At 72.7% G+C, this 13,656-nt stretch carries 12 protein-coding genes; 7 read left to right on the plus strand and 5 right to left on the minus strand.

Annotated features, from left to right (window positions below; translation table 11 throughout):
• Positions 1-2: 2 nt before the first annotated feature.
• From ACN28A_RS27210 to ACN28A_RS27220, 3 genes are all read left to right on the plus strand, one after another.
• A complete protein-coding gene (locus tag ACN28A_RS27210) occupies positions 3-1,286 on the plus strand; it encodes a nucleotide sugar dehydrogenase (RefSeq protein WP_421399596.1) in 1,284 nt (427 codons plus the stop codon).
• Between the two features lie 128 nt (positions 1,287-1,414).
• Positions 1,415-2,707 (plus strand): glycosyltransferase, encoded by a 1,293-nt coding sequence (locus ACN28A_RS27215; protein ID WP_421404666.1) that lies wholly within the window; start codon positions 1,415-1,417, stop codon positions 2,705-2,707.
• Positions 2,704-4,926: a glycosyltransferase family 4 protein gene (locus ACN28A_RS27220; protein ID WP_421399599.1), complete on the plus strand. Its 2,223-nt coding sequence runs from the start codon at positions 2,704-2,706 to the stop codon at positions 4,924-4,926. Before ACN28A_RS27215 ends, ACN28A_RS27220 begins: the two co-directional genes overlap by 4 nt.
• Positions 4,927-5,063: 137 nt before the next feature.
• On the opposite strand, the gene ACN28A_RS27225 is transcribed toward ACN28A_RS27220, so the two are convergent.
• The gene (locus ACN28A_RS27225; RefSeq protein ID WP_421404668.1) at positions 5,064-5,606 is read right to left on the minus strand and encodes an acyltransferase; all 543 of its coding nucleotides are present in this window, start codon (positions 5,604-5,606) and stop codon (positions 5,064-5,066) included.
• Positions 5,607-5,650: 44 nt separating this feature from the next.
• Entirely contained in the window at positions 5,651-7,339 is a 1,689-nt protein-coding gene (locus ACN28A_RS27230; protein ID WP_421399602.1) for a hypothetical protein, read from the minus strand.
• Between the two features lie 343 nt (positions 7,340-7,682).
• On the opposite strand from ACN28A_RS27230, the gene ACN28A_RS27235 reads away from it, so the two are divergent.
• Positions 7,683-8,738: an App1 family protein gene (locus tag ACN28A_RS27235; protein ID WP_421399605.1), complete on the plus strand. Its 1,056-nt coding sequence runs from the start codon at positions 7,683-7,685 to the stop codon at positions 8,736-8,738.
• A 69-nt stretch (positions 8,739-8,807) separates the two neighbouring features.
• Here ACN28A_RS27235 and ACN28A_RS27240 read toward each other — a convergent pair whose 3' ends face one another.
• Positions 8,808-9,161, minus strand: a complete 354-nt coding sequence (locus ACN28A_RS27240) for an ArsR/SmtB family transcription factor (protein ID WP_421399608.1) — start codon at positions 9,159-9,161, stop codon at positions 8,808-8,810.
• A gap of 144 nt (positions 9,162-9,305) precedes the next feature.
• Between ACN28A_RS27240 and ACN28A_RS27245 the strand changes: the two genes are divergently transcribed.
• A complete protein-coding gene (locus ACN28A_RS27245; protein ID WP_421399611.1) occupies positions 9,306-10,157 on the plus strand; it encodes a PhzF family phenazine biosynthesis protein in 852 nt (283 codons plus the stop codon).
• A gap of 76 nt (positions 10,158-10,233) precedes the next feature.
• Here the strand turns inward: ACN28A_RS27245 and ACN28A_RS27250 are convergent, their stop codons facing one another.
• Both ACN28A_RS27250 and ACN28A_RS27255 read right to left on the minus strand, forming a co-directional pair.
• Positions 10,234-10,428 (minus strand): hypothetical protein, encoded by a 195-nt coding sequence (locus ACN28A_RS27250; protein WP_421399613.1) that lies wholly within the window; start codon positions 10,426-10,428, stop codon positions 10,234-10,236.
• A gap of 122 nt (positions 10,429-10,550) precedes the next feature.
• A complete protein-coding gene (locus ACN28A_RS27255; RefSeq protein ID WP_421399616.1) occupies positions 10,551-11,078 on the minus strand; it encodes a hypothetical protein in 528 nt (175 codons plus the stop codon).
• A gap of 174 nt (positions 11,079-11,252) precedes the next feature.
• Here ACN28A_RS27255 and ACN28A_RS27260 point away from each other — a divergent pair, with 174 nt between their 5' ends.
• On the plus strand, positions 11,253-12,680 hold the full coding sequence (locus ACN28A_RS27260; RefSeq protein WP_421399618.1) for an MFS transporter: 1,428 nt from the start codon (positions 11,253-11,255) through the stop codon (positions 12,678-12,680).
• A 10-nt stretch (positions 12,681-12,690) separates the two neighbouring features.
• Complete coding sequence (locus tag ACN28A_RS27265) at positions 12,691-13,605, plus strand: hypothetical protein (RefSeq protein ID WP_421399621.1); 915 nt, start codon at positions 12,691-12,693, stop codon at positions 13,603-13,605.
• Positions 13,606-13,656: the final 51 nt, after the last annotated feature.

Raw genomic sequence — 13,656 nt, forward strand, 5'->3', positions numbered from 1 at the left:
GCATGAAAATCTGCGTTGTCGCGCTGGGCAAGATCGGCCTGCCGCTCGCCGTGCAGTTCGCCGACAAGGGGCACACGGTGATCGGTGCCGACGTCTCCGAGCGGGTCGTCAAGCTGGTCAACGACGGGGCGGTGCCGTTCCCCGGCGAGGCCGACCTGGACGTCAAGCTCAAGGAGGCGGTGGCGGCCGGGCGGCTCTCCGCGACCACCGACACCGCCTCGGCGGTAGCCGGGTCCGAGGCCGTGGTCGTGGTGGTGCCGCTCTTCGTCGACGCCGAGGGGACGCCGGACTTCGGCTGGATGGACGACGCCACCCGGGCGATCGCGGCCGGCCTCAAACCGGGCACGCTGGTCAGCTACGAGACCACCCTGCCGGTGGGCACCACCCGCAACCGCTGGGCGCCGATGCTGGAGCAGGGCTCCGGGCTCAAGGTCGGCACCGACTTCACCCTGGTGTTCAGTCCGGAGCGGGTGCTGACCGGCCGGGTCTTCGCCGACCTGCGCCGCTACCCGAAGCTGATCGGCGGGGTGGACGAGGTCTCGGCCCGGCGCGGTGTCGAGTTCTACGAGGCGGTGCTCGACTTCGACGAGCGCCCCGACCTGTCCCGGCCCAACGGTGTCTGGGACCTGGGCTCGGCCGAGGCGTCCGAGCTGGCGAAGCTCGCCGAGACCACGTACCGGGACGTCAACATCGGGCTGGCCAACCAGTTCGCCCGGTTCGCCGACAGTGTGGGCGTCGACGTGATCAAGGTGATCGAAGCCTGCAACACCCAGCCGTACAGCCACATCCACTCGCCGGGCATCGCGGTGGGCGGGCACTGCATCCCGGTCTATCCCCGGATGTACCTGTGGAACGACCCCTCCGCCACCGTCGTCCGGGCAGCCCGGGAGGCGAACGCCGGGATGCCGGACTACGCCGTCGAGCTGCTCGCCGCCGCCTGGGGCGACCTGACCGACGTCGAGGTGCTGGTGCTTGGCGCGGCGTACCGGGGCGGGGTCAAGGAGACGGCCTTTTCCGGAGTCTTCCCGACCGTCGAGGCGCTGCGGGCCCGTGGCGCCCGCCCGTACGTCTCCGACCCGATGTACACCGCCGAGGAGCTGACCACGCTCGGGCTGCCGGCCTACCAGGGCGAGCGGGTGGAGGCCGTGGTGGTGCAGGCCGACCACCCGGAGTACCGCACCCTGGCCGAGACCGACCTGCCGGGCGTACGGGTGGTCGTCGACGGCCGCCGGGTGACCGACCCGGCCCGCTGGCCCAGCGTGCGCCGGATCGTCATCGGCGGCTGAGCCGGTCCCGTCCCCGGCTCGGCATCCCGGTTCGGGCGCCGGCCCGAACCGCCGCTATCCGACAGGAGTGACTCGCCATCGCCACGCCGTCCGCCCGGGGACGTTCTCGGCCTCCCCGGGTCCTCTATCTGTCGTTCTACTTCCCACCCAGCCGGGCCAGCGGGGTCTTCCGGGCGAGGGCCACCGCGAACCGGCTGGCCGAGGACGGTTGGGACGTGACCGTCTTCACCGCCCCCCGGGAGTTCTTCGCCGAGCATCTCGGCGGGGCCAGCGACGAGACGCTGGAGGCCACGGTCGACCCCCGGGTACGGGTCGAGCGGATCAAGCTCGGGATGCACCACTGGGAGACCGACGTCCGCAGGTTCGGGTTCTTCCGGGGCATGTTCCCGAGCGTCAGCGAGCGGATCTACCAGCTTGGGCAGCAGAAGATCTTTCCCGAGCACTATCTGGGGTGGCTGCCCGGCCTGCTCCGGACCGCGCTCAAACGGCACCTGCGGCGCCGCTACGACCTGGTGCTGGCCACGGGCAACCCGTTCGTCTCGTTCGCCGCCGCGTGGGCGCTGGGCCGGCTGCTCCGGATTCCGTACGTGGTGGATTACCGGGACGCCTGGACCTTCAACCAGTTCACCGAGGAGCTGCTCTTCCCCGAGGGCAGCCGGATGGTGCGCTGGGAGGCGCGGGTGCTGCGGCACGCCGCCGAGAGCGTCTTCGTCAACGACGGCATGCGGCAGTGGCACGCCGAGCGCTATCCGTTCGCCGCCGAGCGGATGAAGGTCGTGCCGAACGGCTGGGAACCGGAGATTCTCGGTCGGGCGACCTACCGGGCGCCCGACCCGGAGCAGCCGCTGCGGTTCGGCTACCTCGGTACGGTCACCACCCACATGCCGCTGGACGTGCTCTTCGCAGGCTGGCGGTTGGCCAAGGCGCATCCGTTGCTCTCCACCGCCGTGCTGGAGGTGCACGGCCACCTCGGCTTCTTCCCGCACAACATCGCCCCGCTCAAGGCGCGGATCGAGCAGGAGTCGCACCTGGGCGTACGCTACCGCGGTCCGTTCAGCAAGACCGATGTCGCCGCGGTGTACGGTCGGACCGACGTGCTGGTCTTCTGCGTACCGGGCGCGAAGTACGTGACCTCCGGAAAGGTCTTCGAGTACATGGCGACCGGCAAGCCGGTGGTGTCGGTGCACATCCCCGAGATCGCCGCCAGCGAGGTGCTCTCCGGATATCCGCTGTGGTTCGCCGGCAAGCGGCTGGACGCCGAGAGTGTGGCCCAGTCGCTTGTCGCCGCCGCGAAGGCCGCCCGGGATCTCGACGCCGGCACGCACGAGGCGGCGGTCCGGCACGCGGAGACGTACACCCGGGGGGCGACGCTCGGGCCGTGGGAGGACCGGCTGCGCCGGCTGGCGGAGGGGGCGCGGTGACCGTGCCGTACACGAACGTCCTCTACGTCGCCCTGGGCACCGGACGGGTCCGGGCCGCGCTCTGGCATGTCGGACGGCTCCGCGAGACCGGCGCACAGGTCACCCTGGTGGTAGCGAATCATCCACAGTGGAAGAGTTCGAATCCACCGGACGGGGTGGCCGTGCACCGGCTCCCGGCCCGGGAGCCCCGCGCCGCGCTGCGGGCGGCCCGCCGGTTGCTGCTCGGCCGGGACGGTCCGCTGCGCGCGGCCGACCTGCTGGTGGTCGGCGATCCGGAGGCACTGCCGGTGGGCTGGGCCGCGCTGCGTCGACGCCCCGACCTGGCCGTCCGGCTGGAGCCGGCGGAGGACTCGGAGCGGCGTACCGGACTCGCCGACCTCACCGTCGTCACGCCCTGGTACACCTCACCGGAGGACCCTGACTCGGACTTCGAGCCGTCGGCGCCGCACGCGGTCGACCCGTCCGTCGGCCGGATCTCCGTGCTGCACGCCGAGGAGTGGCCGTACCCGCCGGCGTCGGCCATCGCGCCGCACATCGAAGTGGCGGTCAAGCGATTCGGTCCGAACTGGATCGTGCCGGTGCGGACGGAGACCGGACGGGGTGAACTGACCCGGGTCCCGGTGCTCAAGCCCGTCAGGTCCCGGGCCTTCGCCGAACACGCCGAGGCGAACCTGCAGGCACTGCGAGCCGCACTGCCCGGCGGCCGGATCGACACACCGCTCGTGCACGGCTACGGCGGGCTCGCCGGTGGGCTCGCGGCGGTGCGGCTGGCCCGCCCGGACGCCCGGGTGGTGGTCTCCGAGCAGTCGGAGTGGCTGACCGAACTGCTCGGCCAGCCCGACGCGAAGAAGCTCTATGCGGAGATGCTGGGCCGGGTGGCCGCGCTGCTCTGCGTCAACCCGTACCTGCGCGACACCGTCGCCGCCGCGTTCCCGCAGTACGCCGAGAAGCTGCACGTCGTGCGGTACCCGATCGACCCGGAGCGGTTCCCGCTCCGCTCCGCCCCACCCGGTGGCCTGCTCCGCTGGCTGTCCGTCGGTGAGCTGGCGGACGAGCGAGCCGTGCGGGCGCTGCTCTCCGGCTTCGCCCGCAGCGTGGGTGGGGAGCCGGACGCCACGCTGACCGTCGTGGGCACCAGGGCGATGGCCGGTGCGGTCCGGGCGATGGCCCGCGACCTGCACATCGCGGACAGGGTGACGCTGCGATCCACTGTGCCGGCCGAGGAGCAGCCGGCCCTGCTGCGCGAGCACGACCTGCTGGTGCACCTGGGCCGTCGCGACACCTTCAGCAGGGTCGTCGCGGAGGCGGTCGCCACCGGGCTACCGGTCTTCGCCACCCGTAGTTCCGGCAGCGAGGACGTTCTCGGTGACGTCGAGCCGGTGGCCGGTCGCCTGGTCGACCTGACCAACGACCCGAAGGTGGTCGTGGAAGGTTTTCGGGAGCTGCGCGGACGCCTCGGCTCGTTGAACCCGGCGCTGGCCCGCACCGCCGTGCTCGCCCGGTTCGGCCGGGAGGCGGTCGCGGCGGCACTACGGCGGCACTACGGCCTGGGCCCGGAGCCGGTCGCCGGTGCGGAGGCGTCGGGACCGGAACTCGCCGACGCGTCGGCGGCGGCGGTGGATACCGGGCGTCCGGACCGACTTCCGGCGCCGGTGCCCGCGGACGCCGATCGGGTGGTCGTGGTGGCGATCAGCGCCGGCAACGTACGCCGGAGCAAGGCCTTCACGCACTCGGTGGTGGCCCAGGGGTTGCACGTCGACCTGATCACGGCCGACCCGGGCGCGGCGAACCGGATCGGGTTGGGGCACAGCGTGCGGCTCCATCCGCTGGCCGGGCACGAGGAGCGCCGTCCACTGCTCCGGGCCGAGCGGTTGCTGCTGCGCAAGATGCCGGGCAAGGTCCTGTCGGTGGCCCGGAGCCGGACCCAGCGGATGTCGGCACCCCGGCCGGAGTTGGCCGTCGCGGTGGCCCAGTGGGCACACAATCGGTCGGCCGGGGCGTTCCACCACAAGGTCTTCAACCGCGGCTACCAGCTGGTCCGGCCACTGGTACTGTGGCGGATCGCCCGGCGTCACGCGGTGCCCAAGCTCGACATCGGGCGTACCCGCCGGGTTGTGGTTTCCGGCGTGGACGGCGTGACCATCGGTTGGAAGCTGGCCCGCCGGTATCCGAAGCTGCCCGTCACCACCTCGCTGGCCTGGTCGGACGAGGACGACTAGCCGAACGGCGGCGAACCGACCGCCAGGCGAGGACGGAGCCTCCGCCACCGGTGGCGGCCCTGGCAGCGGCGCAGCCCCCGCCAGGCTGTCGAGCGGAGGTGATGTCACCGCGATCCGGTGGCATCACCTCCGGTGGATCAGAGATCCTGCGGCGGATTCTCCCGGTCCCGGGAGATCACCTGGCCCTTGACGTCGACCCAGCCGAGCGGGCGGGCCGGGTTGCCGGCCACCAGTTGGTGCGGCTTGACGTCCTTGGTCACCACCGAACCGGCCGCGATCATCGCGTACTCGCCGATCTCGACGCCGCAGACGATCGTCGCGTTGGCGCCGATCGAGGCCCCTCGGCGGACGGTGGTCGGGGTGATCTCCCAGTCCGGGTTCTGCGCCCGGGGCCGCAGGTCGTTGGTGAAGACCGCGCAGGGGCCGACGAAGACCTCGTCCTCGATCGTCACGCCCTGGTAGACGGACACGTTGTTCTGGATCTTCACCAGGTCGCCGACCACGACGTTCGCGTCGACGTAGACGTTCCGGCCGATCACACAGTTCGCGCCCACCTGGGCGGTGGAGCGGACGTGCGCGAGGTGCCAGACCTTGGTGCCGTCGCCGATCCGGGCGCCCCGGTCGACCTCGGCCGAGGGGTGCACGAAGACGGTTTCCGGGAGCGCGGCAGGCTCGTTCATCGCTGAAGTCACGACTTCGCAGGATACGGGATCGGCCGGGTCGGTCAGCCCGGGGGACGGAGGGTCGACTCCGGCAGGTAGATTCGGTGTCGGCCAACCTGGATCACCCGGGCCGGCACACCCGAGCCGCGCAGGTGCTCCTGGAACGCGGCGTCCGCCGGCCCGCCGGCTTCGAAGACGAAGCCCGGCCGCTCGGCCGCGCCGACCCGTTTCGGGTACGCCGGATAGCGGTCCTGCCCCGGCCGCAGGTTCTCGCCGAGCACCGCGCAGGCGACCCGTTCCCGGCTGACGAAGACGAGCCGGTTGCAGGTCCAGTACTCGGCGTACACGGCTCGTACCCCGGCCCGCTCCAGGGTGCGGGTGAGCCGCCGTTGCTCCCGCTCCTCGGCCCGGATCGTGCCGATCTCGCCGACCAGGTGTCCGGTGGGGCCGACCAGCATCACCACCAGCAGGGCGAGTACGGCGGCGCCGAGTATCCCGGCGAGCCGGGTCGGCGGCGGTATGCCGCTCCGCCCCGCCCGGCGGGCGAGCAGCCAGAGCGGCCAGAGTACGGCGGGCAGCGAGATCTGCAGGATCGACAGGTAGCGGGCGCTGGCCAGCGGTGTGCTGCCGGCGAGCGAGCTGCGGGCGTAGGCCGCGACGGTCAGCGCGGCACCGAGCACCAGGGCGAGCCGGGCGGCGTACCCGACCCGGGCGGCCCGGAGCGCGTCACCGCTCCGGTCGCTGTCACCGGTCCGCGTGGTGTCACCGGTCCGGGTGGTCGCACCGGTCCTTGCCACGTCGTCGAGCCGGGCAGGACGGGCGAGTCCGAGTACCGCCAGCGTCCCGGCGGCGAGCAGCAGTGCCAGGTAGAGCCCGCCCCAGGTCATCTCCAGCGGGTCGCAACCCTCCGGCCGGCAGAGCCCGGTGGCGAGTGGGATGCCGACCAGTAGCGCGCCGTGCAGCCGGTCGTCACCCGGGGTCGCCGCCTCCTCGCCCTCGCTGACCTGCCGCAGCACGGAGATCGAGTCCTGTCCGGCCGGCGCGGTCAGGTTGTCGGCGACCAGCGGGGCGACCCCGACCAGGAAGCCGGCGACCAGCAGCGCGCCGGCCGGCCCGAGCAGGTCCCGCCAGCAGCCGACCGACAGGACGCCGAAGGCGACGGCCAGGTACGGCAGCACGAGCCAGTCGTCCCAGACGCAGAGCCCGGCGAGCAGGCCGAAGAGGCCGAACGCCAGGTGCCGGTGCCGGGTGCGGCGCTGGCCGAGCGCGAGCGCGATCAGCAGCAGGCCCAGTACGGCCGGTTTCACCTCGGGCCGCCCGCCGACGGCGGTGATCTGGTCCCGGACCACCCGCTCCCCACCGAGCGCGAGCACCCCGACGGTGAAGGTGGCCAGCCAGGGGGAGTAGAGCCGGCGGGTGAGCCGGTACACCAGGTAGACGAAGGCGGCGTAGAGGAACAGCAGCGGTATCCGCAGCGGGATCCAGCCGGCGCCGAAGAGCAGGAACAGCGGCGCGGCGAGGTAGCTCTGCACGGTACCCATGTAGTGCTGGCCGTAGAGGAAGACCGGAAGTTCCCGGCCGTCGGCGATGTGCAGCGCGACGAGTCCGAAGGTCGCCTCGTCGCTGTTCGAGCCGGGGACGGTCAGCAGGACCAGCGCCAGCCGGTAGCCCAGGCCGAGCAGCCCGAGCCCGAGCGCCAGCGCGCCCGGCCGGTCGAGGGTGCCCGACCGCCGCCCGCGCGGCACCGCCACCGAGACCCCCGTGCCCGGCGTAGCCGTCCCGCCCACTCGCCAGTCTCGCACGGCACCGCCGGCCGGACCGGCCGATCCGGCGCAGGTCACCACGGTCCCGTCCGGCCCGGTGCGGTCAGACGCGTGTCGTCACGGTCCCGTCCGGCCCGGTGCGGTCAACTGCCGGCCCGCCGCGATCAGATCCGGTCCGCCACAGTGTCGGTCCGCCACAGTGCCGGTCCGCCGCGATCGGGCGCCTCCGCCACGGTCCCGGTGCGGTCCGCCGGCCGGATCGGTGACCTTTCCACCGGGTTAGTTGATCTGTCTCGTAGCCGGACCGGGTGTGCTGTGGCAGGGTGGCTAGGTGTCGCTGATACCCGCCGGTCCGGCGCCCGCGCCGAGGCTGCACCGGGCGGCCCGGATCGAGGACGCGGTTCACCAGTTCATCGAGCGCCGCCTGGGGCAGGGCGGGTGGGATGCCACGATCATCCCGTACGCCGGCTACGGCGGGCCGGGATGGATCCGGGTGCTCGGCCGCGTCCTGCTGACCCGGCTGCGCCGCCGCCCCCGCGAGGGACCGGAGAAGGTCCGCGGCTGGCGTAGCTTCGCCACCCTGCCGGTCCAGCACGCACCGGTGGTGATCGAGGCGGGCGGCCGGCGGCACGAGACCCGGGCGGACCGCAGCGGCTTCGTCGACCTGGTGGTCGAGGCCGACCTGGCGCCCGGCTGGCAGACCGTACGCCTGTCCAGTCCCGGCGCCGAGCCGGTCGACGCGCCGGTGCGGATCGTCGACCCGGCGCTGCGGATCGGGATCCTCTCCGACATCGACGACACGGTGATGGTGACCGCGCTGCCCCGGCCGCTGCTCGCCGCGTGGAACACGTTCGTGCTCGACGAGCACGCCCGGATGGCGGTGCCCGGCATGGCGGTGCTGTACGAGCGCCTGGTCAACGCCCATCCCGGCGCTCCGGTGTTCTACCTCTCGACAGGTGCCTGGAACGTCGCGCCGACCCTGTCCCGGTTCCTGTCCCGTCATCTCTATCCGGCGGGCCCGCTGTTGCTGACGAACTGGGGTCCGACGGCGGACCGCTGGTTCCGCAGCGGGCGGGAGCACAAGCGGGCCACCCTGGCCCGGCTGGTCCGCGAGTTCCCCGATGTCCGTTGGTTGCTTATCGGCGACGACGGCCAGCACGACCAGGAGATCTATGCCGAGTTCGCCGCCGACCACCCGGACAACGTCGCGGCGGTGCTGATCCGCCGGCTCTCCCCGACCCAGGCGGTACTGGCCGGTGGCTTCCCGGCCCCGGCCGGCAGCGGCGAGGGCAGTACTCCGGCCGCCGGGCTGCTCGGGGAGCGCTGGTTCTGCGCGCCGGACGGGGCCGGGCTGTGGCGGCTGCTCCGGGAGGCGAACCTCGTCTGAGGACTCGGGGACTCCGGGCTGGGAGATCATCCGGAGGACCGGGTGGAAGGTCGTCCGGGGCTCGCTCGGTCAGCTGTCCGCAGCGGTTTCCTCCGCCCGGCGGCGTTCCCGCCGGCCCCGGGTGATCTCGGTGTCGAGGGCGTCCAGCCGCTGGGTCCAGAATCCCCGGTAACGTTCCAGCCACCGGTCGATTTCCTGCAGGGGCGCGGGGTCGACCGCGTAGAGCCGGCGGGTGCCGGCGGCCCGTACGGTGGTGAAGCCGTTCTCCCGGAGCACTCGCAGGTGCTGTGACACGCCCGGCTGGGAGATGCCGAACTCTGCCTGGACCACTGCGCTGACCTCGCCCGCCGACCGCTCGCCGTCGGCGAGCAGTTCCAGGATCCGCCGCCGGACGGGATCGCCGAGAACGTCGAACGCGTGCACGTCGCCATCCTTTCAGCGTCCACTTATATAACTAGAGTCTAACGTCATCCGGTGACCGGTCCGGACGACCCTACCGGCCCGGCACCCGCTCGCGGACCGGCCGCCGGCCGGCACGGCACCGGCCGGTGCTGATAGACAGGGACGATGCGGCTTCCCCTGATCCAGATCGACGCCTTCGCCGACCGGGTGTTCGAGGGCAACCCCGCGGCCGTGATGCCACTGCCCGACTGGCTGCCGGACCCGGTCCTACAGGCCCTGGCCGAGGAGAACAACCTCTCCGAGACCGCCTTCTACACCGCGCAACTGCCGGCCGGGGTCGAAGCGCCGCCCGGCGACGATCCCGCCTACCACCTGCGCTGGTTCACTCCGGCGGTCGAGGTCGACCTGTGCGGGCACGCGACCCTGGCCACCGCCGGGCAACTCTTCGACGACGTGCACCCGCAGGCGCGCCGGCTGCTGTTCTGGACCCGCAGCGGCTGGTTGCCGGTGAGCCGCACCGAACGCGACGGTGAGCTGGAGCTGGACTTCCAGGCTGGACGGCTGCGGGCCGTACCGGACGGCGACGAGGTCTCGACCGTTGCGGTGGCCGCGCTCGGCATCGAGCCGGTGCGGCGGTTCCAGGACATCGACCTGGTCTACGTGGTCCGGGACGCCGCCGAGGTCCGGGCCGTCGCGGCGGACTTCACCAGGCTGGCCCGGCTGCCGGTACGCGGTGCGATCGTCACCGCCCCCGACGGGACCGGGGGCGTCGACTTCGTCAGCCGGTGGTTCGGGGCCGGGGCGGGCGCCTTCGAGGACCCGGTCACCGGTTCGGCGCACAGCCAGATCGCGCCCTACTGGGCGGAACGCCTCGGCCGGACCGCGTTGACCGCCCGCCAGCTCTCCGCCCGGGGCGGCACGGTGCACTGCCTGGTCGACGGCGACCGGGTACGCCTGCGCGGCAGCTACCGTCGCTACCTCGACGGCGTCGTCACACTGCCGGAGTCGACGGAGTAGCCGCCGTCCAGGGAGAACTCGGCTGCCTGCCCGAGGTCCCGGGGTCGCCGGCCGGTGGCGACCCCGGGAGCGGTCGTCATCGGACAGGGGGCACCACCGCACCGGGCCGGTACACCTGCGGGGTGCCGCAGTACATCGGGCGGAGCCGGGAACCAGTCGGAACCCGACGGATCCGCACCACGACCGGGTCCACCACGGGTGGGGTGTTCGGTGCGAGGCCGACGGTGACCGGGACGACGTCGTTGTCGGCCCGTACCCGTGCCTCGTCCACCTTGGTCTTTCCTCGGTAGGCGGCGTAGCTGGCGTGGTGAGCCAGCCGTCGTCCGGGCAGATCCGGACCGGGTCGATCGGCAGCGGCTGGTCGCCGACGCTGCCCCGGACCACTACCGGCGGTCAGCTCCAGTGCAGTGAGTAGACCTGGGGCGTTCCGCAGTAGCCGGCCGGGGTCGGCACCGGCGTCGGGGCGTTCGTGTTCGAGGTCCGGCAGACCTGCACGACGACCGTGTCGACGCCCGTCGACGGCACCTGCGGGGCCAGCCGGAAGCTGTACTTGGCGATGTCGTTGTCCACCCTCGCCGAGTTCTGGGTGATCGGTCGACCGTTGCCGTAGGCGTAGAAGGTGACGAAGCTGAACAGGCCGTCGTCCCGGCAGACCGGGCCGGGGTCGCGCTCGTAGGGGCGGTCGGCGATGGTACCGGTGACGGTCACCGAGCCGAGTCCGGGCGGTGCCGAGATCGGCAGGAACTCCAGGGTTCCCTCGGCGAGACCGAACCGGCAGCTGTCGCCGCTGTCGGCGGCGAACGCCTGCGCAGCAAGGCCGGTGCCGGTGTCGGTGTCGGCTCGGGCGGGTGCGGCCGGGGCGGCGAGGGTGAGCAGGGCGGCGGTGGATACGAGCGCCGACCGGCCGATCGCTCGCGGCATGGTGATACCTCCTCCGTTCGACGGGACGGGACGGGTGGCGGTGCCCGGCGTGGCAGCGGTCGGACAGGGGACGGTGGCCACCGTCAGACATTGTTACATGTCGATGTCGACTGTGATTGACCCAACGAGGACCGTGGTTGACCTCAACAAAGGTCGAGGGTTGATCCTCTGGGCATGGCTACCAGCCCCGAACAGGCCACCAGCAGAGCCCGCGGCGCCGCAGGCGACCACCCCGTCCGGCCGGTCCGCACCGGTCGACCGTCCGCCGACGGCAGACCGTCGCGCCCGCCGGCCGGGCCACTCTGGGTACTCCTGCTCGCCTCCACCCTCACCGTGCTGGCCGGAGCGGTGCTGGCACCGGTGGTCGAGTTGCTCCGCGCCGACCTCGGGATCAGCCCCGGGGCCGCCGGACTGGTGCTGACCGCACACGGCCTGTCGCTGGCCCTCGTCGGCCCGCTTGTCGGCAGGGCGATCGACCGGTGGGGTGTGCCGGGCCCGCTCGCCGCCGGACTCGCGCTGTACGGCGTGGCCGGCGGCGCGGGCCTGCTGCTCGACGACTACGTACCCCTGATCGTCAGCCGCCTGCTGTTCGGGATCGGTGCCGCCGCCGTCTTCGCCGGCACCACCCTCGGCCTGCTCGACCTGGCGCCGGGGGCGGCCCGGGACCGGATGATGGGCTGGCGCACCACCGCGATCAGCCTCGGCGGCGTGTTCTGGCCGCTGCTCGGCGGCGCCCTGGGCACGATCTCCTGGCAGGCACCGTTCGCGGTCTACCTGCTCGGTGTCCCGCTCGGCGTGGTCACCCTCCGAGTACTGTCCACATCGGGGCGTGTCAGGCCGGAGGGCTCCGACGGACCGCGGAGAACGCGCCTGGCCCGGCCGGCTGCGGCTCCCGCGCCCCGCCCGACGATCCCGCCTGCCGTCCCGGACGTGCCGGCGTCCGCCGGCTCGGGCCAGGCCGGACCGGTCCGCCCCGAACCGCTGCCGCTCGGGCGCTCCGGACCGGCCGGGCGAGGCGGTGCAGCGGTGGCGCTGGTCGGCTACGGGCTCCAGGCGGTGGCCGCCGCGCTGCTCTACGGGGTACTGGTGTTCCTGCCACCACGCCTGGCCGAGGTCGGTGTCCGGGACAGCCTCCGGGTCGCGTTCTTCAGTGCGCTGCTCTCCCTCACGATGAGCGTTACCGGGCTCCGCTTCGGCCACCTCCGCGCCCGGTTCGGCGGGTCGGGCCTGCTGCGCCTCGCCTTCGGCGCCTGGACGGTGGCGCTGCTGGTCTTCGCGCTCGGCGCGTCGCCGATCGTGCTACTGGTCGCCTCGGCCCTCTTCGGCTTCGGCATGGGGCTGGCCGTGCCGGCCCTGACGGTGCTGGTCGCCGAACAGGCCCCGGCCGGCCGACGCGGGCAGGCGGCCGCGCTGCTCGGCACCGCCGCCTTCGCCGGCCAGTTCGGCTCGCCGCTGCTGTTCGGGCCGGTAGAGGCGGCCACCTCGCCGAGCGGGGTCTTCCTGGTCGCCGCCACCGTCGCCGCGCTGACGCTGCTGGCGGTGTTCGTCGCCGGAGCACGCCTCGACACCGCACCCGCGACCGACCGACCAAGTCCTTCGTAGACTGCCGCGCATGGCGGATTCCACCCCGGTCGTCACCGTGGTCACCGTACTGGTGACGGCCGCGTTCGCCGTGGCCCTGCTGGGCGCCGTCGGCTATCTCGTCTCCGGTCTCCTCGACGTGGTGTTCAACCGTGGACTGCACGGTCAGCTACGTAAGCTCGACTCGGTCCCTCAGCAGGTCGCCTACGGAGCGGTGCACCTGCCGGTCGGCGCCGCGCTCGGTGGCGTGTTCGCCGGGCTGGGGATCAACCTGCTGACGGGCGAGGGAGAACCGCTCATCCAGGTGCTCGGCGCGATCCTTCCGTTCGTCGGTGTGGCCTCGGTCTTCATGCTCGGGGTCGGGATGGCGAGAAGGATGCAGACGACCGCCGGGCTGTCGGGTGCCCGGCGCCGGATCGCCGACGCCTCGCGGCTCGTCCGTACCCGGGGGTGGACGTCACGCCAGGAGATCGAGGCGGTCACGGCCACGCTGGGCCGGATCGGAAGGGTCGGTGCCGTGTTGCGGGCACGGGGGCAGGACCGTCGCTTCTTCCGTTGGCTCCGGAACAGGGCACGGATCCGGCGAAGCCTGTGGCCGATCCTCGGATGTCATCTTCTGGTGGACGTCTTCTTCGTCTTCGGCGTGATCGGGTTCCTGATGGCCCCGGCGGACTTCGGGGGCCCGTCCAGATGGGTCCTTGTCGCCATGGGCCTCACCACGCCCGTCCTCGTCGGGGGCCTGCTGATGTCCTGGACGAGCTATCGCTGGGTCTGCCGGCGGGTCGGCGACGAACTCGTCACGAACACGGAACGCCTGCTGCCACACCTGCACACCGCCCTGGTGCGGGTCGCCGCGCCCAGCAGCGCCGACATGAGCCTGACGGCATCGTGGCAACAGTTCACCCGGACACTGGGGTGGACCGTCCGGCGCTGGTGGAACCGTTAGCCAGCAGTCCTCCGGCAGGCGGTGCGCCGGATGCCCGCACGGTTCCCCGGT

This window comes from Plantactinospora sp. WMMB782, from assembly GCF_049179135.1.
GTDB lineage: Bacteria > Actinomycetota > Actinomycetes > Mycobacteriales > Micromonosporaceae > Plantactinospora.

Coding starts and splice junctions, on each gene's coding strand:
- ACN28A_RS27265 (WP_421399621.1), top strand. CDS start 12,691: ATGGCGGATTCCACCCCGGTCGTCACCGTGGTCACCGTACTGGTGACG.
- ACN28A_RS27245 (WP_421399611.1), top strand. CDS start 9,306: ATGCGGCTTCCCCTGATCCAGATCGACGCCTTCGCCGACCGGGTGTTC.
- ACN28A_RS27225 (WP_421404668.1), bottom strand. CDS start 5,606: ATGAACGAGCCTGCCGCGCTCCCGGAAACCGTCTTCGTGCACCCCTCG.
- ACN28A_RS27210 (WP_421399596.1), top strand. CDS start 3: ATGAAAATCTGCGTTGTCGCGCTGGGCAAGATCGGCCTGCCGCTCGCC.
- ACN28A_RS27260 (WP_421399618.1), top strand. CDS start 11,253: ATGGCTACCAGCCCCGAACAGGCCACCAGCAGAGCCCGCGGCGCCGCA.
- ACN28A_RS27255 (WP_421399616.1), bottom strand. CDS start 11,078: ATGCCGCGAGCGATCGGCCGGTCGGCGCTCGTATCCACCGCCGCCCTG.